This is a genomic window from Lacticaseibacillus paracasei subsp. paracasei (genome assembly GCF_000829035.1).
Classification (GTDB): domain Bacteria; phylum Bacillota; class Bacilli; order Lactobacillales; family Lactobacillaceae; genus Lacticaseibacillus; species Lacticaseibacillus paracasei.
Genome location: NZ_AP012541.1, coordinates 313,611 through 338,661, shown reverse-complemented (window position 1 = coordinate 338,661; position 25,051 = coordinate 313,611). Strand labels below are relative to the sequence as shown.

The following is a 25,051-nucleotide window of genomic DNA, read 5'->3' as shown; positions in this document are numbered from 1 at the left end:
CCGCTACAAACATGATTGCTGCTAGGACAGATAGACCAAGGCCTAACCACGTCCAGCCGCGATGTTTTTGCTGTAAGCCTACCAGGAACACCGAGATACCAACTAGGAAAAACAACAGCATCAATAGCGAAAAGCTCATTTTGATCACCCGTTCACCTAACCTGATTGCTATGACTGTATCAGAGTTTTCTTATTGGCTGAGGGCGGTTTGACAACTTTGCCTTAATCTTAACTTATAAGACGAATTGTCAACTCAAAGAGGGACATATTCGTCTTCATCATCAATTCAAAATTTAACATTTCCACAACTCAAACAATTTACAAGGCGTTCGTGCCCTCCTGATTTCAAACACATCAGCGTGATCAATCATTTTGATCGACTTGAAAAAGAGAACATCTTCTCCCGATGCTTTATTATCAAGATGACCAATACACAGAAAAGGCCTACAAGAAGGCCGCATGAATGCGCCACCTGAACATTTTTTTCAATATCTGACATGGCTAGATTCGGCCAATATCCCACTGTGACGTAATAAAGAGTCGATGTAAACGCAACAATCTTCGTCATAAAGGAAAATGTGGGTTTTTCGATTAAAAATGCCAATATAGCTAGTGGAAATAAGGCATATCCAGACAATGACACACCGTAAAACGATTCAATATAGGTGCCTATTCCAAACGCTGATTGAATGAACCCGCCGAATCCGAAGCAAAACAGCAAGACACCAAGCCAACTAGAAACAAAAAAACTAATGACGAATGGTGTACTGCCAATTTTCCACTCGATAAATGGCCCAAGCACAATCACTGCAAGCATATTCTTCATTAAGTGCGGCCATTCATAGTGGTAAACTGTGCTCGTTACAATTGCCAAAGTTCCCCTCTTAAAATTGAAGGTATGCTCCCGACAAAGTTGGCTGATGGTATTAAAAGAACATTCGTTAAAAACGAAAACAAAAGATAACAAACTATCAATATGCAGCAGATAAGGAATGTTCCTCTAGCATTCAAAAATACGGATAAAAGATTGGGTCTTCTCAACTTTAACAACATAAAATTCACCCGTTTTCTTTTCATTAGCATCATTAGCACCAAATTTTCTTAAGTCTTATAAGATCAGTTGCTCGGTTTGGCAGAAAAGAAGGGAACTTTCTTCCAATTTCTTAGCGCCACGACTATAAGGGCACAGAAAAGGCCGGAAAGAACACCGCATAATTGACTAATCTGTACAATGACTGCAGGCTCTGGTGTATCTGAATTCGGCCAAAACCCCACTGTAAAGTACAACAGAAGACCGCCAACTAAAACGCACTTTGCCAACAAAGAAAAGGCAGGTTTCTTTATCAAGAACGCTAATACTGCCAGTGGAAATAACGCATAGACTGACAGTGTGCCGCCATAAAAAGCATAAACGTAGGTGTTTATGCCAACTGTTGACCGAATGATACCGCCAAATCCAAAGCAAAATAACAAAATGCCGATCCAACTAGAAGCAAAAAAGCTCATAACAAGCACAGGACTGCCAATTTTCCATTCTATAAAGGGGCAAAGGACCAAAACTATAAGAACCGTCTTAATTAAGGGCGTCCATTCAGAAAAGTACACAGTACTCGTTATAACGCGCCAGAGTTCTCCTTTTAAAATTGAAGCCACATCCCCTAAAAGGTCGTTCGTGGGAATTAAAAACGTATTTGTCAAAGTTGAAAATAGTAAATAGCAGAAGAGCAATAGACAGCATATCAGAAGCGTTCCTCTGGCAGCCAAAACTATCGCGACAAAAGTCGAGTTTCTCAGCTTTTGCAACATAAAAGTCACCCATTTTCTCTTTCAAGTCAAACCTACGAAGTTGCAAACATATTGGCTCATTGATAAGTATTCAAAAAGGCGGATTTGCTCAGATCCGCCTTTTCTTCAACTCATAGACCTAGGTTTCATTCGATTGTTGCTTTAACTGTCCAATCCAAAAACTAGTTTGTGCCCAATGCGGACCGGCGAACCGGTATTGATAAGCATCACCATCATACGGAGTTGTTTGTGGTCCCAGAAGATCACTTCATGTGAAGGAACCACCACCATCTTGGGGATATAAGAACCCGCCAGATGTGTTCTAAAATTCATTGCTTATGAGAATGGCGCTGTCTAGCAGGCTGTTCCTGCTAATTTTTTCCCGTAGTCCATTATCCGCGTTTTTGTGAAAACGGTGGCAATCAGATAATATAGTCATGAGCTTATCGCTAATGTACTTTATCTATGGAGGAAAGTCAAGAAAAAAGATATTATTTATTATAACGAACTGTAAAATTTAAAAAATGATATAGGAATATTGTTTAAAGAATGACATTCAATCAAATCCGATTTATTTTCTCGAAATATCTAATAAGACTAAACGGTTTGTGACACTAGCTCTCTTGCCTGAAGAGGTTGCTGCAAATCTTTAATCACCACACACATTCTAAGATCCGGAAACTGATTGACAAAAAGAGGTTCTCAAATTGATCTCCCAGATGCCAAAAAACGCACCAAGGTCTGGCTGCTATGCCAAACCTTGGTGCGCTGCATGTTTTCCTGCAAAACTGAATGTTCAAGTTACCTTTTCAAACCATCTTCTCATTTCAAAGCACTATGATTCATCGTCAAATCGTGCTAACTGACGCTCCAGTTTCTCAATTTCGCCTTCAGTTTCTTCCAGCGCCCCCATGACTTCTTCCAATGTCAAGCCCTCAGAACTATAGCCTTTGTACTTGGCACTAATATAATCTTCGTCTGCTAGGCGCCGTGCACGTTCACGCAAGTCGCCCAGTTGCGTCACAAGCGTATCGAAATCTGCTTTTGCCATTCGGTCACCTCTTTACGCTAAGGCATCAGGTGCTGCTAATTGTGGGATCTTGCCTTGTCGCGCCAAAACCCAATTATCGTAGTTCCACATTTCGGTTGCCCGTCGATTTCTGAAGTAATCCCAAAACGACTCGCGCTCAATTTCAATAATCTGGTTGTCTGGCCCGATGGTGACCCAGTTATAGGAACCGTTGCGATGGGCAAACTTGATCCAGTAAACTGGCACGCTGACCTGCATCCCGTTATCTTCATAATGGCGCTCTTGCTGCTCGGTTCGCATGTAGCTTAAACCATCTGCATAATTTTGATCTAACTGACTAAATAACGTTATCGCCTGGCGTAGCGCTTTATCAGGTGACGGCAGTTTACCGCCATTTTTGAAGGTGCTGGCATTAAAACTGATCAAGTTGCCGTTTCTATCAGTCACAAGTGTCAGATGCTTGTTATTCGGGGTCACTTCATCATCGTTTTGGTAACGGTCCACCGTCACCTGCACTTTATTTCGCTTGCGGACGTCTGTTTGAACCACGTGATAATCTTCAGGAATTGGCAATAAAGCCATCATATCGTTTTTCAAAATTCCGACCCCTTTTCAGTTTCGTTAAGCACATCAAGCATCCTGACAAATTCAATTTTGTTAGCTTCAGACAGTTTTGCTGTCAAAGTGGCTTCATAATCGGCCACAATTTGCGTCACCATCGGGATCAAGCGCCGGCCTTTTGGCGTGAGGCTGATAATCCAAGCACGTTTGTCCTCGTCGGATCGGCGTTTTGCGACGAGTCCCAACGCAATCAGCTGGGCCAATCGGCGTGTGACGTTGCTGGGATTAAGGTGAATCGTTTTAAAAAGTGTTTCCTGCCGCATTTCATCGACTTTGCCAAGCTTCAAGATAAAGTAATAGTTACTCGCACTGAGCGTGGTTGGCGCTAACGCAACATCCAAGTCGTGTTGAATGTGGCGCGCTAGGATATTGACTCTTGAAAGCAATTCATCCGGTTCTTTTGGCATTTTCTACCTTCTTTCGTAACAACATGACGGCGATGAAAAACAGAGCAGCTGCTAGCATGAAGCTGACACCCTGCGCAACGAACAAAGCTTGCGGAGCGGCGTGGACGGCGGTAGTGTGCGGGCTGACGATCCCGAGGGTTTGATAGAACACTAAACCGGCAACCGCGCTACCGATACTCATCCCCAACTGTCTAGCAAGTGAAGTGGCCGCGCCAACCTGCCCCCGCATGGTCGCATCGACACTTTGCATCAACACGACACTGTTAGGATTCGTGAACAGCGCTGTGCCAACCGCAAACGCGACTGACACGATAACAAACGGCCAAATTGTCGTTTGATGAGGCAGCAAGGCAAAGGCCACATTCGTCAGAACCAGCATCAGCAAGCCGATTCGCATGAGTCGCTGGCGATCAAAGCGGTCACTAAGCACCCCAGCCACTGGATTGGCAGCCAACGAAACAAGTGGTGTCAGCATCAACAAATACCCAGACAAGGCCACTGGCAAGCGTAGCATCAACTGTAGATAAATCGGTGCGAGCAGCGTAAAAAAATAAGCCGCAACATAGTTCAAAAACGAAGCCGCTAAATTCCGTGAAAAGCGCTGGTTGCTGAACAACCGAGTATCAAGCATTGCTTGATCAGTCTGCCGCTCGTGACGCCAAAACCAATAGGCGCAGCTGCCAATCAAAATGACCAGAATTCCGGTGAACAACGGTTGCTTGTTGATCTGGATGAGCAACAACAACCCGCCAATCACAATCAATTGAAGGAAGCTGCGGCCATCGACGCCCCTTTTCCCAGAGGGTGCGTGTGTTCGCGGAAAAACCGCCCATTCGACTAGCAAACACACGATACCAATCGGCAAGTTCACCCAGAAAATGTAGCCCCACGGCAACTGACTCAGGATCAGGCCACCGATCCCAGGGCCGGCCAGTGCGCCGGCTGAAATGAAGATCGATTCAATGCCCAGCGCACGGCCCAAAATGGCGGGTGGGAAAACGTCCGCAACAATCGCATAACTCGTGGCCATGGTCATACTAGCACCCACTGCCTGCACTACTCGGGCGGCCAATATCAACTGAAAGTTAACGCCAAAACCAGCCAACCCAGAGCCAATCAGAAACAGATAGGTGCCCCAGATGAACAGCCGCGTTCGGCCATATTGATCAGCCAACTGACCAAAGAACAACAGGCAAACGCTGATCGTGGTGAGATAAACCGTCAGCAACAAGTTCACCTGACTCGGACTCACCGCCAAAGCCGAGGCGATGGTCGGTACCGCAACGACAACAATGGTGCCATCAATAATCACCATAAAGAAGAATAAACCAAGTGTGATGAGTATGAGCCAGCGTTTGAACAATCACTCACCTCCCTGTGAAGTATTATAGGCTGTTTTATTTGCTTGCGCAAGCAAATTTACTGATCTTTAACGCCAACCTTTCAACCAATTTAACTCACCACCATTTCTTCACAATACTCGAACGAGTAGAATGACCATATACACGGAGCAAAATCAGGAAATGGGGAAACTATCATGAAGAAATCGACCCTCACCATTATTGGCGGTGTGGCCGCGGCGATTGTGATCATTGCTGGCGGATTTGGCCTTTACCATTGGTATCAAGGCAAAACCGAAGCTGACGCGGTTCAGGCCACTGCGCAAACTTATACGCAGGCGTTTGCTAAGCGCCAATATGACAAAGCAGTTAAACAAGTTGATACCAGCCACTTGACTGGACCTGGTTGGCATTATACGGCCAAAACTTTAGCGGCGCGCAATCAGGCGGTTTTTGATCGGGTTGGCGCCAGTGATATCAAGATTACTAACGTGAAAACCAAGAAGTACGACAGCAAAACCTACGAGCTGACGTTTACGGCCAACATGAACACCAAAATCGGCAAGCTGAGTGCGCAACACTACGAAGCGCCGATTGTTAAAGTCGGCGATAACTGGCGAATACAGTGGTCGCCACGTCTGCTTTTCCCGTCAATGGATGGCCAAGACACGGTGCAGATTGACCTGATTGCGGCCACCCGTGGCCAGATTTATGACCGCAATAACCAGTTGCTGGCAAAAAATGGCGATGTGACCCAAGCTGGGCTGGTTCCCGGTAAGCTCGGAACCGGTGCCGATCGCACAGCCAACTTAGAGAAAATTGCTGCTGTGTGGGACGTCAAGGTCACTAGTCTTGAAACCTTGTTAAAGCAATCTTGGGTCACAGATGATACCTTCGTGCCTGTCAAAATCGTCACTGATTCACCAGTCATGACGGGCGCGGCCTATCAGACGATCGGCTCGCGCACCTATCCCCTTGGCGAAGCCGCGGCCCAGCTCATTGGCTACGTCGGTACCGCGACGGCTGATGACATTCGCAAAGATCCGACGCTAACAGCTAATAGCAAAATTGGCAAAACTGGGTTGGAACAAATTTACGACAAACAACTGCGCGGCACAGACGGTGGTCAGATTTCAATTCAAAACGGCGACAACATTCACCCGCTTTTAACTAAAAAAGCCGTTAATGGTAAAAGCCTGAAGCTAACCATTGATGCCAACCAGCAAAAGACGGCCTACACCCAACTTGCTGGCAAGGCTGGTAGTGTTGTGACGATGAATCCGACCAATGGCGAACTACTGACTTTAGCAAGCTCGCCAAGTTATGATCCAAACGCCTTTGTCAACGGGATCAGCCAGACGGACTATGATAAGTATGCCAACAACACCTCGTTACCATTCCTCAGCCGTTTCGCGCAACGCTATGCTCCCGGTTCAACATTTAAGATGCTGACGGCAGCGATTGCCCTTCAGAATAAGACGATCACCCCGGACACCACCAAGTCCATCTCCGGTCTCAAGTGGCAAAAAGACAGCTCCTGGGGTGACTACAAGGTAACACGCACAGTCGATGCCGACTCTGAAAACATGACGCAGGCTTTGGTCAATTCCGATAACATCTGGTTCGCCCAAGTAGCACTGAAAATGGGCGCCTCCGCTTACCTCAAAGGCCTCGCACCGCTTTTCAAAACCCAGGCCGACTTACCGCTGACCATGAAAAAAGCCCAGATTTCAAACTCTGGTAAGCTCGCTTCCGAAACCCTTTTGGCCGATACCGCCTATGGTCAAGGGCAGCTCCTCTTGTCACCAATTGAACAAGCCGCGATGTACAGCACGATTGCCAATGGCGGCACCATGCAGCAACCGACCCTCATTCAAGGCACGAAAGGCAAACGAACCAGCAGTGTCTTGCAGGCCAACGCAGCTAATACGGTTAAAACGGCGCTAACCCACGTGGTTTCTGATCAAGCCGGAACCGCCCACAATCTCGCAATTGACGGCCACACCATTGCTGCCAAAACCGGCACGGCCGAACTTAAGCAAAAGCAAGACACTGACGGCAAAGAAAATGGCTTTTTAGTCGCCATGGATGCTGATAAGAACACCTATCTCACGGTAGCTCTGATTGAAGGTACCGGCAGCGACGATGTGGTGACAGCGATGAAGCCTTATGTTGCTAGTCTTTATTAGGTTTGAATAACAGTAAGGATGACCCCCATGGAATGCAATGAGCTACCATCACTTTAAGCAGCATCTTAAAGACCACCTGAAACAAGTCAATGAAGATGCCATCCCATTAGTCGTCACTTTCAAGAATCCAGACGACAATGTTGTGGTGATGAGCAAACGCGATTTTGACGCTACCGAAGAAACCATGTATTTGCTTAGTAACCCGGAACTGATGGCCCGAATTCGCCGTGGGGACGCGCAAATTACGGCTGGTAAAGCCAAGCGCCAGATCTACCAAACGTATAATCAGGGCGCGATAGATCAACTCTCAGTTCAACTAAAACAAGAAAGCTGGCAATCGTGTGAGGTAAGCACGACTGCCAGCTTTCTTGTTTTGATTAAGGTAGGTTTTGCTCCAGTGATTTACTCGTTATACCCTCACTTGATTTTCGCTAACGCCGCCCGCACCTCATCCCCCATCGGAATGGACGGGAAGGCGCCAAGTTTCTGAACCGTGAAAGAACTTGCCATGCTGGCGTAGGTCGCAGCGGTGACAATGTTCTTGAGGTCTGTCTGCAAGACGCTTGCCAAGGCACCAATGAACGTGTCGCCCGCGGCGGTGGTGTCGACAGCCTTGACTTTAAAGGCTGGCACGATGGTTGCTTCGCCATCCAGCGAGATGAAGGAGCCTTTTGATCCTAAAGTGATGATCACCCCGCGAATGCCTAATTCATGATAATAAGCTGCCGAAGCCCGCATGCTGTCTTCATCTACCACCGGAATGCCGGTGATCAGCTCGCTTTCGGTTTCGTTCGGTGCGATGAGATCCACATTTTTCAGCAAGGCTGCTGGCAAATCCTTCTGTGCTGGCGCTGGGTTTAAGATGGTCATCTTCCCAGCGGCTTTGGCAATTTTGAAGGCCTCTGCCGTCGCATCCACCGGTGTTTCAAATTCCGCGACCACAAAGTCGGCAGACTGAATCAAGTCGGCTGCTCGTTGCACATCTGCTGGTGTCACCTCAAAATTAGCGCCATGCTGGATGATAATGGAATTTTGGCCAGAGGCTTGCAGCAAAATGTAAGCCTGACCGGTTTGCGTGCCAACCGTTGTCGCCACATATTGGGTGTCGATTTGGTTCTTGACAAGTTCACCGCGCATGAAGGCAGCGTTGGCATCGTCACCAACTCGGCCAATAAAACTGGTTTTGGCCCCCGAACGCGCAGCCGCAACTGCTTGATTCGCACCTTTACCGCCAGCCGCTTGTGAAAAGGTGTCCATTTTGATCGTTTCTCCCGGTTGTGGCAACCGTTGAATGTGCAAGATGCTATCCACATTGATACTGCCGATGACAACAACATGATTAGGCATAAGATTTCCTCCAATTGAAACGCGCTCGCTCGTCCAGAAAACGGCCTGCTCACGCTCTAATTAAAAAGGGCCGATAAGTCGGCCCCCTTTTCTAACTTAACTACCAAAGTGCCGGTTAATTTTAAGCGTAGCATGAAGCTTACTTGTTCGCATCCTCGGTTGTCACAAGTGACAATGGTGATTCAACGTTCTTCTTCACCGTTTTACCGTTGAAATGATCATAGGCTGCTTGTAAAGCCAATCGGCCCATTTCTTCTGGCTTCTGGGCAACCGTTGCAGCCATGTCGCCGGCCTTAACGGCTTTAATCCCGTCCGCTTCGCCATCGAACCCGACAATGGTGATCTTTTTACCAGCGGCTTTGACTGCTTGAACCGCCCCTAATGCCATTTCATCATTTTGCGAGAAGATACCGACAATGTCACCATTACCCTGCAAAATATTTTCGGTAACGGTCAGCCCTTTAGCGCGGTCGAAGCCGGCTGTTTGCTTGGACACGATATCGAGTTTGCCTTTAGCAGCGCCATCGAACCCTTTACCACGTTCACGGGTTGCGGATGCACCTGGAATGCCTTGCAATTCAGCAATTTTAGCGTCTTTACCAAGTTTTTCGATCATATACTTAGCCGCCATTTGGCCACCTTTTGTGGAGTTAGAAGCGACTAAGGTCAAAACTTTACCGCCGTCACTCGACCGATCAACGGTGATCACCGGGATGCCGGCATCATTGGCATCTTTAACGGCTGGTGTAATGGCACTTGAGTCAACTGGGTTGATGATCAGCACATCAACCTTCTTTTGAATTAAATCTTCAATGTTACTGTTTTGCTTAGCGGTATCATTTTGAGCATCGGAAACTTGAACATTGGTTTTGTTCTTTTTGGCTAAATCTTGGATCCCATTACGAACAGAAACGAAGAATGGATTGGACAGCGTTGAAAGTGAGACGCCAACTTTCAGATCTTTGGGCGCTTTCTTGGTCACTTTTGTGTTGCTGTCCGATTTGGAGCTGAGTCCTGTGCCGCCGCATGCGGTTAAGGTGAATAAAGCTGCCGTCGCAACAACAGCGACCATTAAAAAGCGTTTGAGTGATTGTTTCATGTCAATTTCTCCCCCTAGAGTTTTGTCTTTTGCCGCGAGCCCGCGCTCACGTTTTGTTACCCATTATTAGAAGACCGGCGATCGAGCAGAACCGCAATCAAGATCACGATCCCTTTGACAATCTGCTGGTAGAAACTAGAAATGCCCAGTAAGTTCATCCCGTTGTTCAGTGTGCCGATGATCAACGCACCAATCAGCGTGCCGAAAATGCGGCCTTTGCCTCCGGCCAGCGATGTGCCGCCAAGGACGACAGCGGCGATGGCATCCATTTCGTAGGATGTCCCGGCATCTGGTTGCGCGGAGCTTAACCGTGATGTCAGGATGATACCGGCAATAGCAGCCATTAACCCAGAAATCGTGTAAATCAGCATGGTGACCATTTTGGTGCGTACCCCAGCGATCCGGGCAGCCGTTTCATTGCCACCCAAGGCATAGGTTTTCCGACCAAAAGAGGTCTTGTGTAGCAGGACGAATAGCACACCGTAAGCCACGAGCATGATGATAATCGGGAATGGAATGCCAAACAGATACCCGCGGCCCATGAACTGGAATAAGAAACTGCTGTTCATTTTCGCGCCAGTGATGGGATTCCCGTTGGTGAACACATACGTGGCCCCACGGAAAATGGTCATGGTCGCCAAGGTCGCAATAAATGGCGCGGCTTTCCCATAAGCGATCAGGATACCATTCAGCAAGCCGAAAATGGCGCCGAGGACGAGGCCTGCCAGTAACGCAAGCGGGGCCGCAAAACCGCTGGCAAGCATGGACGCTGTGACTGCCCCTGATAAAGCCAAGATTGAACCGACAGACAAGTCAATGCCGCCGGTCAAAATCACGAAGGTCATCCCGAAGGCAATCACTGCGTTAATCGAGACTTGCCGTAACAGGTTTAATAGGTTAGCCGGTGATACAAAGGTGGGACTCATGATCGTCACGAGAATGACCAATACCACCAGTGCCAATAACGGTCCTAGCCGACTAAATATTTTCTTCACATCAATTTTGCTACTTGTTTTTGCTTTAGATTGCTCCTGCATGCTCTTCCACTCCCCCTGTTGCCAGTGTCATGATCGACTCTTGCGTCGCGGTTTTTCCATCTAAAATGCCAGTGATTTTGCCTTCATACACAACAGCAATGCGATCACTCATGCCCAATACTTCCGGCAAGTCGCTGGAGATCATGATGATCGCCACGTGCCGATCGGTTAGTTCATTCATCAAGTCATAAATTTCGCGTTTTGCCCCGACATCCACACCACGCGTTGGTTCATCGAGAATCAACACTTTTGAGCCGGAACCGATCCATTTAGCCAAAACGACTTTTTGCTGATTGCCGCCGCTAAGACTGCCTGCGGAGACATCCGGTCCCATCGCCTTGACTGTAAGCCTTTTCATTAACATCCGAACAAATTCATCTGTTGCCTTATCATCCACTAAGCCATGTTTGACGAAGCCATCAATTGAAGGCAAAACGATATTGTCATGCAACGAATCTTCTAGAATAAGCCCTTCATCTTTCCGATTTTCGGTTAAAAAGCCGATGTTATGGCGAATAGCATCTTGCGGATCGCGAATTTTGACCGGCTTGCCGTCTAATAAAATTTCACCAGACTGGTATTTATCAATGCCGAAAATTGCCCGCATGATCTCCGTTCGACCCGCGCCCATCAATCCTGAAAAACCAAGAATTTCACCTTGATGCACCGTAAAGCTGACATCCTTGAACACGCCATTTTCGGTCAAGCCTTTGACTTCCATCGCCACTGGCCCGTGATCAGGCGTACGATCCGGATAAAAATCGTCAATCTCGCGACCAACCATGTCCTTGACTAGTTGTTTCATGGTGACATCTTTGGTGGCGTATTCGGTGATTGACAGACCATCACGCATCACGGTAACTTTGTCAGCAATTTCAAAAATTTCTTCCATCCGGTGTGAGATATAGATAAAGCCCACGCCTTTTTCCTTGAGCCGCCGCACCACCCCGAAAAGCTGGTCAATTTCCGTTTCGGTCAAGGCTGCAGTCGGTTCATCCATGATGATAATTTTGGCATCGGTCATGAGTGACTTAGCGATTTCAACCATTTGCTGACGCCCAACACTCAAGTTGCCGATTGGTTGTTCAACATCAAGTTTGGCGCCGAGCAGACTAAGATAATGTGCCGCCTGTTCGCGCATTGCCTTATTGTCCATTAAGCCAAACTTGGTGCGCAGTTCCTTATTCAAAAACATGTTGTCGACCACGGAGATCTCTAGAAAATTATTCATTTCCTGATGAATAAAACTGATGCCATGCTGTTCGGCTTCCATCGGCCCTGAATACGTGGTTGGCTGACCATCCACCAGAATCTCGCCACTGTTTGCTTGATACAAACCAGTCAGAATATTCATCAAGGTCGATTTTCCGGCCCCATTTTCGCCCATCAACGCATGAACTTCACCTGACTCAACGGTGAAATCAACGCCTTCAAGGACCCGATTGGCGCCAAAACTCTTGGTGATCTTCTTCATTTCGATCTTCATTGTGATTCCCCCAAGTACATGCTGGTGCTTGCTTTTTCTAAACGCGTTCGCCTTGCGCAGAAATCTGCTCATAAGTAGCCTCAAGCCTAAAAGCCATTTAGGCTTGAGGCTACTTATGCTCCGGTTTCTAATCGCGCCAGTTCACGCTCTCTAAACGGTCTGGCTCACGCTCTAAAAAACAACGCCGCTTTCCAATAAAATATTCGAATAAGGTGTCATTTCGCCAGTGCGGACGAAGGCTTTGGTTTTGCTGAGGTCTTGTTTCATTTGATCATGTGGTATAAAGGCGATTGGCACATCGATGAGTTGCTGTATTTGCTTGAGTTGTTCCGGATTTTCAGTTTTGATTTCTTCTGCCAGATAAACCTTTTGGACTTGCAATTCTGATAAAACATTCTTCAGAACATCAATAAAACTCGGCAGATTTTTTGAAACAGCTAGATCAATTTTCCAGGTATCTTCTGGCACCGGCATCCCGGCATCCCCGATTCCCAGTAGATCAAAGTGCCCCATATCGGCAATGACTTGTGACAGTTGCGTGTTAATAACCGTTCCTTTTTTCAATCAAAACGCCTCCTCTTATTCGGCTTCTGCACCCTATTTTTTAAGATGCACGTTATGCTTTAAATCCGTTTTGTCGATCCGCGCTCAATCAACTTCACTGGCAGTTCAATCACGTTGCGATCTTGATGGTCACCAGCCATCTGGGCCAGCAACATGTCGATCGCGCGTTGGCCAAGTTCGTCAATTGGTTGCGCAATCGTGGTTAACCCGGGGGTCATGAATCGCGCCTGTGAGACATCATCGAAGCCAACTACCGCGTAGTCCTCTGGAATCCGCTTATGATGCTCATACAACCCGCGGTAAACACCGCTTGCGACATCATCATTGATCGCAATAATAGCAGTAGCATCAGTTTTGACTATCTGGTCGACAGCCTGGCGCCCGCCTTCCGGATCAAATGTTGCGCGGGAGATTAACTGCGGATCAAGTGCAACATTATGTAAATCGAACGCATGTTGATAACCAGCGAGACGATCCCGCAGATTAAAGGTCAGCGGCTCTGGCAATACTAGCGCAATCCGGCGGTGACCACGTTTAATGAGATGGTCAGCGACAAGAAAACCTGCATGAAAATCATCAATACGAATGCTGTCGCCAGATGTCAGCGTGGTAGCCTGATCCATAAAGACCATTGGCAGATGGAGCTGATCTTCCACTTTTTGAACGATCTCCTGTGACGCTTCTGGCGCCGCCAAAATCAAACCACGCTGAGTACCGCCTAAAAACTGACGAATAAAATAATCAACATTCTCATGGAAACCATTAATTGAAAAGATTTGTGGAAAGAGTCCCTGTGGAATGGCTGCCTTTTCGACACTGACCACAAAACTCGCGAAGAAGGGATTCATGATATCAGGTATCACAACCCCAATTGAGTTGCCACGCTTACCAACCAGCCCACGGGCAAAGAAATCCGGTTCATAACCCAACGCCTTCTTGGCAGCAAGCACCCGTTTTCGCGATTTTTCGCTAAACCGTTCCCCTTTACCATTTAAGATTTGTGAAACGGTTGTGACTGACAAACCAGTTTCCTTTGCCACATCAGTAATCGAAATCTTCTTTTTCATGCTGTCCACGACCTAAATCATTTGCTAGGTAAAACGTTTTACTTAATCTTGCAAGATCAGCTTAACCTGATTTTGGAAGCGCTGTCAACTGCCAAGATTCATTTCTCATGAAACAAAATAGGCTAATATGAGCATAAAGAGGGCATATCCTGTATAAAGACTGCCTCATCAAATACTAAAAAGTGTGTTTATAAAACTTAGGCCAAAATTCGGGAACTGCTAGTTGAGAGACGCATCTGTATTGGGTCTTTCGTTTTTCTGTTGTATAACAGATTTTCTTATTGACGCCGAGTCACTCGTGAAACGGTGTATAAGCTTGTGGAACTTTTTTAATAAAAAAAGCAACCACCTTCCTTTTAGCGTGAAAGGTGGTTGCTTAGTCACATATCCGATTTCTGCCTTTTGAAGAAGCTGATAAAGCGCTTCATTTCATCTTTTTTCAACGCTAGCAATGTGACTATGAGGACAATGATGTAGATGACAGCAGCCAAAATGCCCGACAACACCAAATCCTCTTGAAAACCGGGAATTGGCATAATTAGGAAAACCATAAACGCACCTGATACCAAAAACGCTATTGCTGTCGCTGCAAAATCTTTCCAATCACTTCTCAACTCATTAGACATCATTCTGACCCTGTTCTTGCTTCATGCCTTCAATATGCAAATTTATCATAAGCCAATTCACTTTGTTCATGGATTATTCTCCCTTTGACATTTAGATTGCGTGCTAGTCTGTTCAAGAAGAATGTACAATACAAATCAAAGTGATGGCACTTCCTTTTTTAAACGTCGTCAATAGACCGATAATCGTCGAAATTGCCATCATTATTGTCCTTTGACTACAAAAATGTCATTAAATTTTGAATGCGTATTCAAAAATGATGAAACATCACCCGCAACAGCGTGGTGACGCCTCATCATTTAGATTGGCTTACATGAGCCGTTCTTTTTTAACATCACGCCTTGCTAACAGCGGCATGATGAAGCCAAAACCGAAGAGTACCATCACGGAGATGATATTCATCACCAGTTGATGGGTCCAGCCATTGGTTCCGAAAACAACTTCCTGTGGTAAGAAACCAAGCGTCGCACAGATAAAGGTGAAGACAAAACACCAACCGCCAACTAGATAAGCACCGGCCTTACTTTTGATGAAGGTATAGCCGGAAGTGAACTTGTCTGCTTGCGCCCGCAACGCCAAGAAAGCCACAAAGACAAGCGCCGTTTTGTATGGCGATACAATACCATTCAAATTCAGTAACCAGTTGAAGATGGCATTAATATTCGGCAGCGTCCCTGACAGCAACAGCAAGAACAGGCAAAGTGAGGCGGTAAAAATATAACTATGGATTGGCCGACCTTGCTTGTTTTTCTGCAACAACCATTTAGGCATGAACCGCATGGCGGTGTCGGCTGACAATACCCGGCTGGAAGCATCAATCAACACCGCTAGCTGGGCGAGCATGAAGAGTAATTGCGTGATGGCAAACAAATACATCAGCACTTTGCCCCATCCCCACGCCTGACCAAGCATGGAAAAGGCATAATAAGCGCCATTCATTTTGAGATCATCTGGCAGATGGTTGGCATTGAACCAAACGCCTAATGCCAGCGATCCAAAAATCACCAAAAAACCGGTCATGAGCGCCAGAGCCCACATGGCTTTAGGAAACTCTTTTTTCGGGTTGCGCAACTGAGCAACATAAGTGGCGCCAAGTTCCGCCCCTGATGTCGCAAAAATCAAGAGTCCGGTCGTGGCAAAGTAATGCAGCGAAAAATGTGGCTTGAACGCGGCCCAACTAAAGTTTGTTGCCGAATGCATGCCTTTGGCCAAACCGGCCGCCGTCAAGACAACGAATAAAACCGCCATCAAAAACATCGCCGCACCGCCAATTAGCGACATGACTTCAAGTGATCGGGAGAACAGGTTCTCTAACACAATAAATAAAAGAATAATAGCAAAAGTCAGCAGGCCAAAGGTCAGATTCGACATTCGTTTACCCAAACTGTTATCACCCAGAATCATCCAGGAAAGCGCCACGATGACAGCGTTGGAAACATCGACTAAATATGGCAGGGTCTGAGCCCAATAAATCCAGCTTGTCCAGTATCCCCAAGTGTCCCCTAGCGTGCGGCGCATCCAAGTCGCCAAGCCACCGCCTTCATCAGCCCGGGTAAAAGTCGTCCCTAATTGTGCCGAAATCAAGGCGTACGGCACGATATAAATCACCAACAGGATGACCCAGTTAACAACAACGGAAAGCCCTTGGTTCTGAAAAGGATAAAAAATATTTTCAAAACCAATGACCGTAATAAAAACAAGTAAGCTTAAGACTGGCCAGCTCATATACCGCCGGGGCGTCAGTTCTTCTTCTTGCACAATTCAAAGCCTCCAAATACAAACTAAGAGCGCCTGTAGCTCGGTACTGGTCACATATCGGGATGCAGGCTGGTTTGATAGCCTCTTGATGACTGGCTAGTAACTAGGCGTGCTCCCAAAAATGGCCGCCAACTTGGCAGGTCATGAATTGGTACCATCCATTGAAGCGTCACGTTCATCCGCCATCAAAGGCATCGCGCCCTCCTTGATGTCAGTATAGCGGAAACTGGTCTAGAAAAATAGTGTTTCACAACACAACTATCAGTAGTGATCAGGCTTTGCGTGGCTATTTTGCAGGGATTGGCAACGTTTCACAACAACATGATTGAAAAAATCGACTTTTTCAAAAAACGCCGAAGACATTTCTATCTTCGGCACCCCTTCTTAACCTTGACGCAAACTCACTTTTTCACTCAACTTTGCCCAGTGATTTGTCGGGCCATGACCATGGCCAACTGAAATGCCTTGGCTGATGGCGCCTTGCAGAAAGGCTTTGGCTGTCATGATAGCTGCTTTCAATGGCTGCCCTTTTGCTAACTCTGCAGCGATACATGCTGAGAAAGTATCACCGGTTCCATGCGTGTTCGCAGTGGCAATTCGTGGTGCACTGAGCCAATAACACGTCCCGTCGGCCAATAGAATCAGATCCTCGGCCTTGTGATTCTGACGATGGCCCCCTTTAATAATGACATGCTTGACGCCAAGTGTTTGAATCGTACGCGCCGCCTGAACCATATCCGCATTGGTCACAATTTTTTTACTCACGAGAATTTCTGCTTCGGGTAGATTTGGCGTCACCACATCCGCCAACGGGAGCAGCTGTTCTTTGATGGTGACGACAGCTTCCGAGGCAAGTAACGTCGCGCCGCCCTTGGCTACCATCACTGGATCGACAATCAGCGGGCCAAAATCAACCTGTTGCAAATTGCGGACAACGGCTTCGACATGCTCACGATCCGCTAACATCCCCGTTTTGGCTGCGCGAATGTCAAAATCGGCAGCTAACGATTGAAACTGGGCGTCAATGAAGCCCACCGGAATCGGCAGACTGGCCTGGACCCCATACGTATTCTGCGCCGTCAGTGCTACCACAATACTCATCCCAAAGACGTGTCGGGCCTGAAAAGTTTTCAAGTCCGCTTGCAACCCTGCCCCGCCACCGGAATCGGAACCAGCGATGGTGACGACTTGCGGTGTGCGATTAACGGTCATTTGGTAACACCGCCTTTAATTTTGTGCGCAAAGCCTGCACTTTGTGAGCGATATCAGGTGCCTGCATGATTTCGCTCACAATCGCAACCCCGGCGATCCCGGTATCTTTAAACGTCGCCAAGTTGGCTTCTTTGACGCCGCCAATAGCCACGACCGGCACGGCAACTTGTGCAGTGATCGCCTTTAATGTCGCAATCGGGGTCACCGCTGCGTTTGCCTTCGTCTGCGTCGGGAAAATGGCGCCAACCCCCAAGTAATCAGCACCAGCGGCAACCGCGGCAACCGCCGTCTCGACGGTTTTTGTGGAAACGCCCAATACCTTGTCAGGACCGATCAACTGGCGGGTCATCGCAACAGGCAGCTCATCATCGCCGATATGCACACCAGCTGCATCTACAGCTAAACAAATGTCGACGCGATCATCAATAATCAGCGGGATCTGATAACGGTCAGTGATGAGCTTAACCCGTTGTGCCAATTCAAAATAGGCTCGAGTGCTCAGCATCTTTTCGCGTAATTGCACCATCGTGACGCCATTTTCACAAGCAGCCGCGATTTTAGCCAAAAAAGTTGCTTCGTTGTCATCGTAACGATGGGTGACTAAGTACAGTTTTAGATCTGTTGCGTTCATAACGCTTCCCCTTTCACCATTTGAAGCCAGTCAGCGATGGCAGCCAGTAAGGAAAGTTGATTCAAGGTACCTTCGCGAAATGCCGCCAGTCCGCCGGTTCGATTCTGCGCAGCTGCTACTTCGCCACAGCAGTTGAAGTAACTCACAGCCACGACGACTGCTGCGTCGTTGTCCAAACCTGTCCCCAACAGCGCGGCAATCAAGGCACCGACAATGTCACCAGTCCCGGTGAAACGATCCAGCTGCGGCACCCCATTTTTAAAATACCAAGTTCCCTTAGCACTCACAACGAGATCAATCTTGCCGGTTGCCAAGAAGGTAGTGGTGGGAAACGCTTGGGTCAGCTGCTGCAAGCTCGCGGCTAGTTCTCCCAAGGCGGTCACACTTTGATCTAACTGGCTTCCATCAACGCCGCGGCCTGTGCTTTTTAGATCAGCGAATCGGCGCATTTCAGAAATGTTACCTTTGACCACGTTCGGATGATTGACTAACAATTGATGGCCTAAATCATAGCGCAACTGGGTGGCAGAAACGCCGACCAAATCAATCACCGTTGGCTGGTTGGTGGCCTGCGCAAACTTGCCAGCGGCTAATAGATTCTGCTGACGCACTTCGGAAATGTGTCCAAGATTCAACAGCAACGCATCACTTTGAGCAAAGAATTCCGGGAACTCGCGCTGATCATCAGCCATGACCGGCTTCGCATCAATGTAAAGCAATGCATTAGCCATGGATTCGACGGTGATTTCGTTGGTAATGCATTGCACCAGTGGGGATGATGTTAATGGCAGGGCGGTTTTGAACGCGGTGTAAAAAACGTCAGTGATTGCTTTTGACATGGAAAAAGCCTCCTAGAAAATTTTTTGAATACGCTTGGTGATGCCAATGTGATCAAGTTCATATAGGACAAACAAGCCGATTAACGACCCTGAGATCGATCCACCAAAAAAACGTGGGGTGTAAACGAACCAGTAGAGCGATTGCGCGCTGCCGGTGAACCAAACCATCACGGGATAAGACAGCATGGATCCGATCAAACCAGTGCCAAGAATCTCCCCAGCGGCGGCCCACCAATTGTGTTTGCCAAAACGATAGCCGAGGCCAGCTAAGAGCGCCCCGAATATTGCACCGGTCAATGCCAGCGGTGGAATCCCCAATAATGCCATGCGAATCAGAGCACAACCAAAGGCCATGATGGTGGCATATAGCGGTCCCATCATGGCAGCTGCCACGACATTGACCACGCTGGACATAGGTGCCATCCCTTCAACGCGAAATAAGGGTGAAAGCACCACATCTAAGGCAATCATCATCGCTAATATCGCCAGTTTCTTAACGCTGCTTTGTGTCATCAACCTTTGCTCCTTTCGGCCACGCTTCTAAGTGATACGCCATCTCCCAAAAGCTGTATTCCATTTGACTGCTGATCCGAAACGCAGCCAGCATTTGTTGCTGCTCAGTCGGCATGCTTTGGTCGTACAACCGATCAATCAACGCAATCGCCGCTCGCTGATCGTCCGCGTTATCCGCACCGCTATAAGTGTCAATCCAGCGCTGATAAATCGGCACGGGTGATTTTCGTTGCTTCAACTGCTGTGCCACCTCCTGATACAACCATGGACATGGCAGCATCCCCGCAATCGCCACATGCGGCGTGCCTTCAACCAATTGTCGGTACATGTGGGAAACATAGTGATACGTGGTCGGCGCAATCGTGGTGGCCGCCAGCTCAGTTGTTGAGATGTTCAATTCGGCGAAAAAATCGTGGCGTATCGCAATTTCACCTTGGGCCAAACCTTCAGCCGACTGCAGCGCATAAGCTTTCAATTCCGGCTCCTGCGTCTGTGCGGCAATCAGCGTATATAAATGTGTAAAATGTTGCAGATAATAAGCATCCTGAATCAGATAAAAGCGGAAAATCGCCGGATCAAGGGTGCCAGCTTGTAGCTCCGTAATAAATGGGTGAGTGAAGCTGCCTTCCCAGTACGGAACAACTTGCTGCCGAGCTTTTTCAGAAAATTTCATCATCGTTTGCTCCTTTAATTCTGTCTATCTTGACCATATTCAAAGCCTAAAAACAGTATTTTTACTAGAATCAAGTTTTTTATGACGTTAATGGCCAATAAGATTCACCATCACGAACACTGCGCCTGCCATCAACAAACCGCGGCGGGAACTGATCAATTGCCGTTGAGCCGTTCGCGAACCGCCTTCTGTGTAGCCATGCGCATACATGGCGGTCACATACTGATCCTGCCAAGCCATCGCAACGAAGATGACCTTGACGTAAATCAGCGGTGACCAAGGACGCAGTTTCTGACCGCGCAGCAGACTCGCTTCCCGAAGATCAGCCACTTCCCGCATGATTTGCGGCAGGGCATGGATGACCACTAATAATCCATAGACAAAATTCGGCGATAGTTTATGCTGCTCAAGCCACAACAACAACGCCTCCAAATCAACGCCAGTGAGAAACACCAAGCCCAAAGCCGTAAACGCGTATGTTCGGACAAACAGTAACAGCGCATAAGATGTGTCTGTTCCATGAAGCGTGATGGCCCAATAGCTGCTCGCGGCTGGGATCAACGGCAGCAGCAGTAACACGATCAAGCTTCTAAAGGCTCGCCGCCACCCAAGAAAACCCAGTGCTAACACGATCAACGCGACATTTAGCTTCACCGCGTGACTAACCGAAATCTCTAGCGTTAAGGCTAGAATCAAGAGGCTCAAGTTGAGTGCATCTGTCTTCTTCTGTGCCATCACGTCACCCCTGCACAACCTGCAACCGGTGATTGGCTAGCAAAACCTGTTGCTGGCTAATGCCAGCTAACGGTGCCAATCGATGCGTCACAATCAAAAACGCTTGCGTGGCCGACTTAGCCTTAATCCATGCGGCAAAGTACTGACAGGCGCGATCATCCAAGCCGCTAAATGGTTCATCTAGTAGTAAAAATGACAAATCTAAGCTCAGCATCGTCATCAACTGAACCATCTTTTTCTGGCCTTCACTCAACTGGTAAAGACTAGTGGTCTGCTTTTCTGCTAGTCCAAGATAAGCTAATGCGGCTTGCTGTTTTTCCCGCACCGCAGCCGGTAACGCCGGCCCAAACGCTAGCTCATCAGCCAGCGTCAACGTCACGAATTGTTTTGCCGCGTCTTGCACGGCCAGCGTCATAGTTTGATAAAGTCGTTTCCGGCGACGCAAGCGTTGTTGACCAAGGAACATACGGCCTTGATAAGGATGGCGCTGCACCATCGATCGCAATAAGGTGGACTTGCCACTCCCATTGGCCCCAGTCAGGGTGGTGATGCCATCGTTAAAATCCCAACTCGGTGCTTGAAGCAAGATATGGTGATTTTGCTGGCAGACAACGTTTTCCAGATGGAAGATTTTATTGGTCGCCTGCCGTGGTTGCGTGAGGTTAAAATGCGTCGGTAGCGTGGTCAGCGTTGCGAGTGGTAGCCGACTTAGCTCGCCATTTTTCAAGGCAACCAGTTGATCTGCCACATCGGCATAATCTGTCAGGTCATGCTCTGCGATCACAATTGTTTTGCCATGATCACGTAACGTCCCTAATTTTCCAATTAGCAGATGGCGACTTGTCGGATCAATGCTGGCAAACGGCTCGTCCAGTAGCAAAATCGGTGCATCCATCGCCAGCAAAACCGTTAACGCCGCGCGCTGCTTTTCACCGCCTGATAAGGTACTCAAGTCACGATCCAGCAATGCCTGAGTCTCCCCAAGGGCAACCGCCTGGGCAAAGCGCCGCTGAATTTCAGCAACCGGTAAATTCAGATTTTCCAAGGCAAAAGACAACTCACCGCTCAAGGTTCGCATCGTAAACTGCTGGTCAGGGTTTTGAAACATCATGCCAACATGCTGTGCTTTGACTTGCATCGCGGCGTTCCGATCATCATGACCATTCAGCAAAATAGTGCCTTCGTATGGCATCGCTGCAAATCCCGCGATCAAACTGAGCAAAGTCGACTTCCCGCTGCCGCTATCACCGGTTAAAACGGTTAGTGCTCCTGTTGGAAATTCAAAATTCAAGTCCGTAAACAAATCCGTCTCGCGATGAAACCGTATCGCTTTTAACACAATACTCATTTGCCGCTACCTGCTAGCCAAGTGCTTGGCACCAGCCGCCTGTTCATAAAGTTTCAGAACGAGTTGGACCAGCACAACGCCGAAAAAGATCACTGACAACAAGCGAACCACCACAAGCGCCAAAATCATGCCAAGACTGTAAGCGCCGTATCCAAGTTTGAAATACTCGTAGGTAAAACTGAACACCGTGGTCCCAATCGCTGCGTACAAAAGACTCACGACGTCATAACGCCGATAACGTGTCACCATAAAGCCGGCCTCGCTGCCCAAACCTTGAACAAATCCAGAAAGCAAGACTGCTGGGCCAAAGTACGACCCGTAAAGCATCTCCGCTAAAGCAGCGAAACATTCGCCTAAAATTGAACTGCCTTTTTTTCGCAACAGCATCGTCGTCATCGGCGCCGCCATCACCCACATGCCAAACAACAATTCATTGGCAAACGGTGCATAACCCAGCGGTGTCAAAGCAGCTGCTACAACGGCATAAATTGCATCGGCACCCATGAAAACACCGCCGAAGAGGAAGGCTAAAAACGCCAGCAAAACCACATCGCGCAAAGACCATTTATCCATCAAAATAACCCCCGTTTTCCTCAAATAAAGACAGACGGGGGCTAAAAACGCGAATCATTACCAATCACGCCAACACCTATTCATGTTCAAAAAAGGACCCATCACCAAAATTTGGTGGGGCCCATGAAAACACAAACAAGCATCGTTACAGAACGATTCACTTCTTCGACATTTCCCTGCGGCAGTCCTAACTGCATCAGGTTCCATGGGTATCATCTCAGCTTTACAGCACCCCAAATGTTTCTATTCGATTGTAAAGGGAGTATATCATGTTTTATTTGGAACCGCTAGCAGGCAAGTGTCAACTGACGCAGAAACCTGATACTGAACTTGATATCAACGGATTGCGTTCGCCGTGCTTAAAATGATTTCTCCACTAGAAAAAGACTCACAAGTCATGCTATTCTTGAAACAGAAAAAGCCGCCGCGTGTCAGCGCAACGGCCGGGCAGAAATGCCCTCACAGAACCATCCAATGAACGATGGCTACTAGAATAGGCAACTAAAAGCCGCGAAGTCCCAGCGAAGGAAGTGCGGCTTTTAGTTTGCCTATTTTTCTCGAACTTTGTCGAGCGCCTGTTGGAATTCGGCCACTGCTAAAACGCTTTCACTCGCGCAGAAACCTGATACTGACTTCGATCAACATGTTGCCTACACTGTACTCAAAAATGATTCATACACTAGAAAAAGACTCACAAGTCATGCTATACTGAAATCAGAAAAAGCCGTTGCGCTGGAACGCAACGGCCGGGCAAAGTGCCCTCACAGAACCATCCAATGAACGATGGCTACTAGAATAGGCAACTAAAAGCCGCGAAATCCCAGCTGAAGGACTGCGGCTTTTAGTTTGCCTATTTTTCTCGAACTTTGTCGAGCGCCTGTTGGAATTCGGCCACTGCTAGTAGCAGTCTGGTACTGGCTTTGACCAGCCTTGTTAGGGCGACCACCAGTACCATGCACGAAACCACGCAGGCCGTGATCGTCGTTAATGCAGCGACCACAGACAAGCTTGTGTACCTTTCACATCAATGTGTGGCTGATAGGTTTCCCCATACGCACCACCACCTCTCTGATCCGATACCACCGCTCATTATCCTTTTCTGTGTTGCAATCAGTCTATCAGAATAACTGATTCCGTCATGCCTTCGTGTCAACTATACCGCTTTTTAACAAAGCTCATTCGAAATTTACAAGCCTTCATCTCTAGGTAAAATGAAGCATATATCATTCTTTTTGTTCCACATATTTTTATCTAATATTTTTTAGAAGTAATGATCAAAGCCATTATTAATCATCATGTCCTTTTAAGGAGGGCCCCATGACAACCACGATTCGCCCTGAACAACCGTCAGATTATCGACAAGTTGAAACTATTCATCGCAATGCTTTCTGGAATCTTTATGTCCCCGGCGCTGATGAACATTATTTAGCGCATATCATTCGAGATCATGCCGATTTCGTTCCTGAACTGGCTCTTGTGCTTGAACGCAATGCACAAGTGATTGGCAATATTATGTATACCAAGGCTAAATTAATTGATGAAGCCGTTGTTGAGAAAACGATTCTCACATTTGGTCCGGTCGCCATTGATCCAGCCTTTCAACGGCAAGGTTTCGGTAAGCAATTGATGGAAGTGTCCATGAAGCGAGCTGTTGAACTTGGTTACGACACCATCGTGATTTTTGGCGATCCCGACAACTATGTCGAGCGCGGGTTTAAGAGTTGCCAGAAGTTCAATGTCTGGGCGGCAAATAACACGCAGCCCACTGCCATGCTCGTGAAGGTTCTCAAACCAAATGTACTGGATGGCAGAAAGTGGACTTATCACGAGAGCTCGGCGATGGGTTATGACAAAGAAGCCGCAGCACGTTTTGATGCCACCTTTCCAACCAAGGCAAAGGGCTATCAGGCTAGTCAAGAAGCCTTCTATATTTTGAGTCACTCTGTGTTAAAGTCGTGATGCCAGCCATGAATGGGTTTTGAAGTGAACATGCATCGCCGTCTACCATAACGAGTTCCCCAGCCGAGAAACCTGCGTGTCAGGACCGTAGTCGCATTGGTCAACACACCCAAAGCCGCTTACTCTCCGGTTTCTAACTAGGCTGGCTTGCACTCAAAAAAATAGCGCGTCATGCTTACTGGGGAAAGCCCCAGCGGCATGATGCGCTATTTTG

Annotated in this window: 24 protein-coding genes, 1 pseudogene and 1 riboswitch; of the genes and pseudogenes, 3 read left to right on the top strand and 22 right to left on the bottom strand. The window is 47.7% G+C overall.

The window, feature by feature from the left end; genetic code table 11:
* Positions 1–367 precede the first annotated feature (367 nt).
* The 6 genes from LBPC_RS01655 to LBPC_RS01630 form a co-directional block, all read right to left on the bottom strand.
* Positions 368–826 carry a hypothetical protein gene (locus LBPC_RS01655; RefSeq protein ID WP_003661521.1) on the bottom strand — a complete coding sequence of 153 codons (459 nt, stop codon included), beginning with the start codon at positions 824–826 and terminating at the stop codon, positions 368–370.
* A gap of 290 nt (positions 827–1,116) precedes the next feature.
* Positions 1,117–1,806: a rhomboid family intramembrane serine protease gene (locus tag LBPC_RS01650; RefSeq protein WP_003661518.1), complete on the bottom strand. Its 690-nt coding sequence runs from the start codon at positions 1,804–1,806 to the stop codon at positions 1,117–1,119.
* 814 nt (positions 1,807–2,620) lie between these two features.
* Positions 2,621–2,836, bottom strand: coding sequence for a hypothetical protein (locus LBPC_RS01645; protein ID WP_003573429.1), 216 nt, complete (start codon positions 2,834–2,836; stop codon positions 2,621–2,623).
* Positions 2,837–2,848: 12 nt separating this feature from the next.
* Complete coding sequence (locus LBPC_RS01640) at positions 2,849–3,412, bottom strand: hypothetical protein (RefSeq protein WP_003661516.1); 564 nt, start codon at positions 3,410–3,412, stop codon at positions 2,849–2,851.
* Complete coding sequence (locus tag LBPC_RS01635) at positions 3,409–3,843, bottom strand: MarR family winged helix-turn-helix transcriptional regulator (protein WP_003573425.1); 435 nt, start codon at positions 3,841–3,843, stop codon at positions 3,409–3,411. The genes LBPC_RS01640 and LBPC_RS01635 overlap by 4 nt, the downstream gene beginning before the upstream one ends.
* Positions 3,824–5,206 (bottom strand): MFS transporter, encoded by a 1,383-nt coding sequence (locus LBPC_RS01630; protein ID WP_016376831.1) that lies wholly within the window; start codon positions 5,204–5,206, stop codon positions 3,824–3,826. The genes LBPC_RS01635 and LBPC_RS01630 overlap by 20 nt, the downstream gene beginning before the upstream one ends.
* A gap of 174 nt (positions 5,207–5,380) precedes the next feature.
* Here LBPC_RS01630 and pbp4 point away from each other — a divergent pair, with 174 nt between their 5' ends.
* Positions 5,381–7,372: a penicillin-binding protein PBP4(5) gene (gene pbp4, locus LBPC_RS01625; RefSeq protein WP_003661514.1), complete on the top strand. Its 1,992-nt coding sequence runs from the start codon at positions 5,381–5,383 to the stop codon at positions 7,370–7,372.
* A 37-nt stretch (positions 7,373–7,409) separates the two neighbouring features.
* A pseudogene (locus LBPC_RS16795) lies at positions 7,410–7,657 on the top strand (type II toxin-antitoxin system Phd/YefM family antitoxin).
* Positions 7,658–7,789: 132 nt separating this feature from the next.
* Here LBPC_RS16795 and rbsK read toward each other — a convergent pair.
* From rbsK to LBPC_RS01545, 16 genes are all read right to left on the bottom strand, one after another.
* Positions 7,790–8,719 (bottom strand): ribokinase, encoded by a 930-nt coding sequence (gene rbsK / locus LBPC_RS01620; protein WP_003563212.1) that lies wholly within the window; start codon positions 8,717–8,719, stop codon positions 7,790–7,792.
* A 139-nt stretch (positions 8,720–8,858) separates the two neighbouring features.
* Positions 8,859–9,818 (bottom strand): D-ribose ABC transporter substrate-binding protein, encoded by a 960-nt coding sequence (locus tag LBPC_RS01615; protein ID WP_003661512.1) that lies wholly within the window; start codon positions 9,816–9,818, stop codon positions 8,859–8,861.
* 56 nt (positions 9,819–9,874) lie between these two features.
* Positions 9,875–10,855 (bottom strand): ABC transporter permease subunit, encoded by a 981-nt coding sequence (locus LBPC_RS01610; RefSeq protein ID WP_003573417.1) that lies wholly within the window; start codon positions 10,853–10,855, stop codon positions 9,875–9,877.
* Positions 10,839–12,341: a sugar ABC transporter ATP-binding protein gene (locus LBPC_RS01605; protein WP_016376967.1), complete on the bottom strand. Its 1,503-nt coding sequence runs from the start codon at positions 12,339–12,341 to the stop codon at positions 10,839–10,841. Before LBPC_RS01605 ends, LBPC_RS01610 begins: the two co-directional genes overlap by 17 nt.
* A 171-nt stretch (positions 12,342–12,512) precedes the next feature.
* Positions 12,513–12,905 (bottom strand): D-ribose pyranase, encoded by a 393-nt coding sequence (rbsD, locus tag LBPC_RS01600; protein WP_003661509.1) that lies wholly within the window; start codon positions 12,903–12,905, stop codon positions 12,513–12,515.
* 59 nt (positions 12,906–12,964) lie between these two features.
* Positions 12,965–13,972 carry a ribose utilization transcriptional repressor RbsR gene (gene rbsR / locus LBPC_RS01595; protein ID WP_003661507.1) on the bottom strand — a complete coding sequence of 336 codons (1,008 nt, stop codon included), beginning with the start codon at positions 13,970–13,972 and terminating at the stop codon, positions 12,965–12,967.
* Positions 13,973–14,352: 380 nt separating this feature from the next.
* Positions 14,353–14,598 carry a hypothetical protein gene (locus LBPC_RS01590; RefSeq protein WP_011674050.1) on the bottom strand — a complete coding sequence of 82 codons (246 nt, stop codon included), beginning with the start codon at positions 14,596–14,598 and terminating at the stop codon, positions 14,353–14,355.
* A 307-nt stretch (positions 14,599–14,905) separates the two neighbouring features.
* Positions 14,906–16,354, bottom strand: coding sequence for an APC family permease (locus LBPC_RS01585; RefSeq protein WP_003586619.1), 1,449 nt, complete (start codon positions 16,352–16,354; stop codon positions 14,906–14,908).
* A gap of 384 nt (positions 16,355–16,738) precedes the next feature.
* Positions 16,739–17,566: a bifunctional hydroxymethylpyrimidine kinase/phosphomethylpyrimidine kinase gene (gene thiD / locus LBPC_RS01580; protein WP_003661504.1), complete on the bottom strand. Its 828-nt coding sequence runs from the start codon at positions 17,564–17,566 to the stop codon at positions 16,739–16,741.
* Positions 17,556–18,197, bottom strand: coding sequence for a thiamine phosphate synthase (gene thiE / locus LBPC_RS01575; protein WP_003568887.1), 642 nt, complete (start codon positions 18,195–18,197; stop codon positions 17,556–17,558). Before thiE ends, thiD begins: the two co-directional genes overlap by 11 nt.
* A complete protein-coding gene (thiM, locus tag LBPC_RS01570; protein WP_003661503.1) occupies positions 18,194–19,036 on the bottom strand; it encodes a hydroxyethylthiazole kinase in 843 nt (280 codons plus the stop codon). The genes thiE and thiM overlap by 4 nt, the downstream gene beginning before the upstream one ends.
* Before the next feature lie 12 nt (positions 19,037–19,048).
* A complete protein-coding gene (thiW, locus tag LBPC_RS01565; protein WP_003563188.1) occupies positions 19,049–19,549 on the bottom strand; it encodes an energy coupling factor transporter S component ThiW in 501 nt (166 codons plus the stop codon).
* Positions 19,530–20,222, bottom strand: a complete 693-nt coding sequence (gene tenA / locus LBPC_RS01560; protein ID WP_003592935.1) for a thiaminase II — start codon at positions 20,220–20,222, stop codon at positions 19,530–19,532. The genes thiW and tenA overlap by 20 nt, the downstream gene beginning before the upstream one ends.
* Positions 20,223–20,309: 87 nt before the next feature.
* On the bottom strand, positions 20,310–20,957 hold the full coding sequence (locus LBPC_RS01555; RefSeq protein ID WP_003661501.1) for an energy-coupling factor transporter transmembrane component T: 648 nt from the start codon (positions 20,955–20,957) through the stop codon (positions 20,310–20,312).
* A 4-nt stretch (positions 20,958–20,961) separates the two neighbouring features.
* Positions 20,962–22,305, bottom strand: coding sequence for an ABC transporter ATP-binding protein (locus LBPC_RS01550; protein WP_003661500.1), 1,344 nt, complete (start codon positions 22,303–22,305; stop codon positions 20,962–20,964).
* Positions 22,306–22,311: 6 nt separating this feature from the next.
* The gene (locus LBPC_RS01545; protein WP_003577536.1) at positions 22,312–22,878 is read right to left on the bottom strand and encodes an ECF transporter S component; all 567 of its coding nucleotides are present in this window, start codon (positions 22,876–22,878) and stop codon (positions 22,312–22,314) included.
* A gap of 156 nt (positions 22,879–23,034) precedes the next feature.
* Positions 23,035–23,124: riboswitch (TPP riboswitch) on the bottom strand.
* A 1,071-nt stretch (positions 23,125–24,195) separates the two neighbouring features.
* Between LBPC_RS01545 and LBPC_RS01540 the strand changes: the two genes are divergently transcribed.
* On the top strand, positions 24,196–24,837 hold the full coding sequence (locus tag LBPC_RS01540) for a GNAT family N-acetyltransferase (protein WP_003661498.1): 642 nt from the start codon (positions 24,196–24,198) through the stop codon (positions 24,835–24,837).
* Positions 24,838–25,051 lie beyond the last annotated feature (214 nt).

Excerpts from the sequence above, each read along its gene's own strand:
- LBPC_RS01655 (WP_003661521.1), bottom strand. The coding sequence starts at position 826 with ATGAAGAATATGCTTGCAGTGATTGTGCTTGGGCCATTTATCGAGTGG.
- LBPC_RS01650 (WP_003661518.1), bottom strand. The coding sequence starts at position 1,806 with ATGTTGCAAAAGCTGAGAAACTCGACTTTTGTCGCGATAGTTTTGGCT.
- LBPC_RS01645 (WP_003573429.1), bottom strand. The coding sequence starts at position 2,836 with ATGGCAAAAGCAGATTTCGATACGCTTGTGACGCAACTGGGCGACTTG.
- LBPC_RS01635 (WP_003573425.1), bottom strand. The coding sequence starts at position 3,843 with ATGCCAAAAGAACCGGATGAATTGCTTTCAAGAGTCAATATCCTAGCG.
- pbp4 (WP_003661514.1), top strand. The coding sequence starts at position 5,381 with ATGAAGAAATCGACCCTCACCATTATTGGCGGTGTGGCCGCGGCGATT.
- rbsK (WP_003563212.1), bottom strand. The coding sequence starts at position 8,719 with ATGCCTAATCATGTTGTTGTCATCGGCAGTATCAATGTGGATAGCATC.
- LBPC_RS01615 (WP_003661512.1), bottom strand. The coding sequence starts at position 9,818 with ATGAAACAATCACTCAAACGCTTTTTAATGGTCGCTGTTGTTGCGACG.
- LBPC_RS01610 (WP_003573417.1), bottom strand. The coding sequence starts at position 10,855 with ATGCAGGAGCAATCTAAAGCAAAAACAAGTAGCAAAATTGATGTGAAG.
- LBPC_RS01605 (WP_016376967.1), bottom strand. The coding sequence starts at position 12,341 with ATGAAGATCGAAATGAAGAAGATCACCAAGAGTTTTGGCGCCAATCGG.
- rbsR (WP_003661507.1), bottom strand. The coding sequence starts at position 13,972 with ATGAAAAAGAAGATTTCGATTACTGATGTGGCAAAGGAAACTGGTTTG.
- LBPC_RS01590 (WP_011674050.1), bottom strand. The coding sequence starts at position 14,598 with ATGTCTAATGAGTTGAGAAGTGATTGGAAAGATTTTGCAGCGACAGCA.
- thiD (WP_003661504.1), bottom strand. The coding sequence starts at position 17,566 with ATGACCGTTAATCGCACACCGCAAGTCGTCACCATCGCTGGTTCCGAT.
- thiE (WP_003568887.1), bottom strand. The coding sequence starts at position 18,197 with ATGAACGCAACAGATCTAAAACTGTACTTAGTCACCCATCGTTACGAT.
- thiM (WP_003661503.1), bottom strand. The coding sequence starts at position 19,036 with ATGTCAAAAGCAATCACTGACGTTTTTTACACCGCGTTCAAAACCGCC.
- thiW (WP_003563188.1), bottom strand. The coding sequence starts at position 19,549 with ATGACACAAAGCAGCGTTAAGAAACTGGCGATATTAGCGATGATGATT.
- tenA (WP_003592935.1), bottom strand. The coding sequence starts at position 20,222 with ATGAAATTTTCTGAAAAAGCTCGGCAGCAAGTTGTTCCGTACTGGGAA.
- LBPC_RS01555 (WP_003661501.1), bottom strand. The coding sequence starts at position 20,957 with ATGGCACAGAAGAAGACAGATGCACTCAACTTGAGCCTCTTGATTCTA.
- LBPC_RS01550 (WP_003661500.1), bottom strand. The coding sequence starts at position 22,305 with ATGAGTATTGTGTTAAAAGCGATACGGTTTCATCGCGAGACGGATTTG.
- LBPC_RS01545 (WP_003577536.1), bottom strand. The coding sequence starts at position 22,878 with ATGGATAAATGGTCTTTGCGCGATGTGGTTTTGCTGGCGTTTTTAGCC.
- LBPC_RS01540 (WP_003661498.1), top strand. The coding sequence starts at position 24,196 with ATGACAACCACGATTCGCCCTGAACAACCGTCAGATTATCGACAAGTT.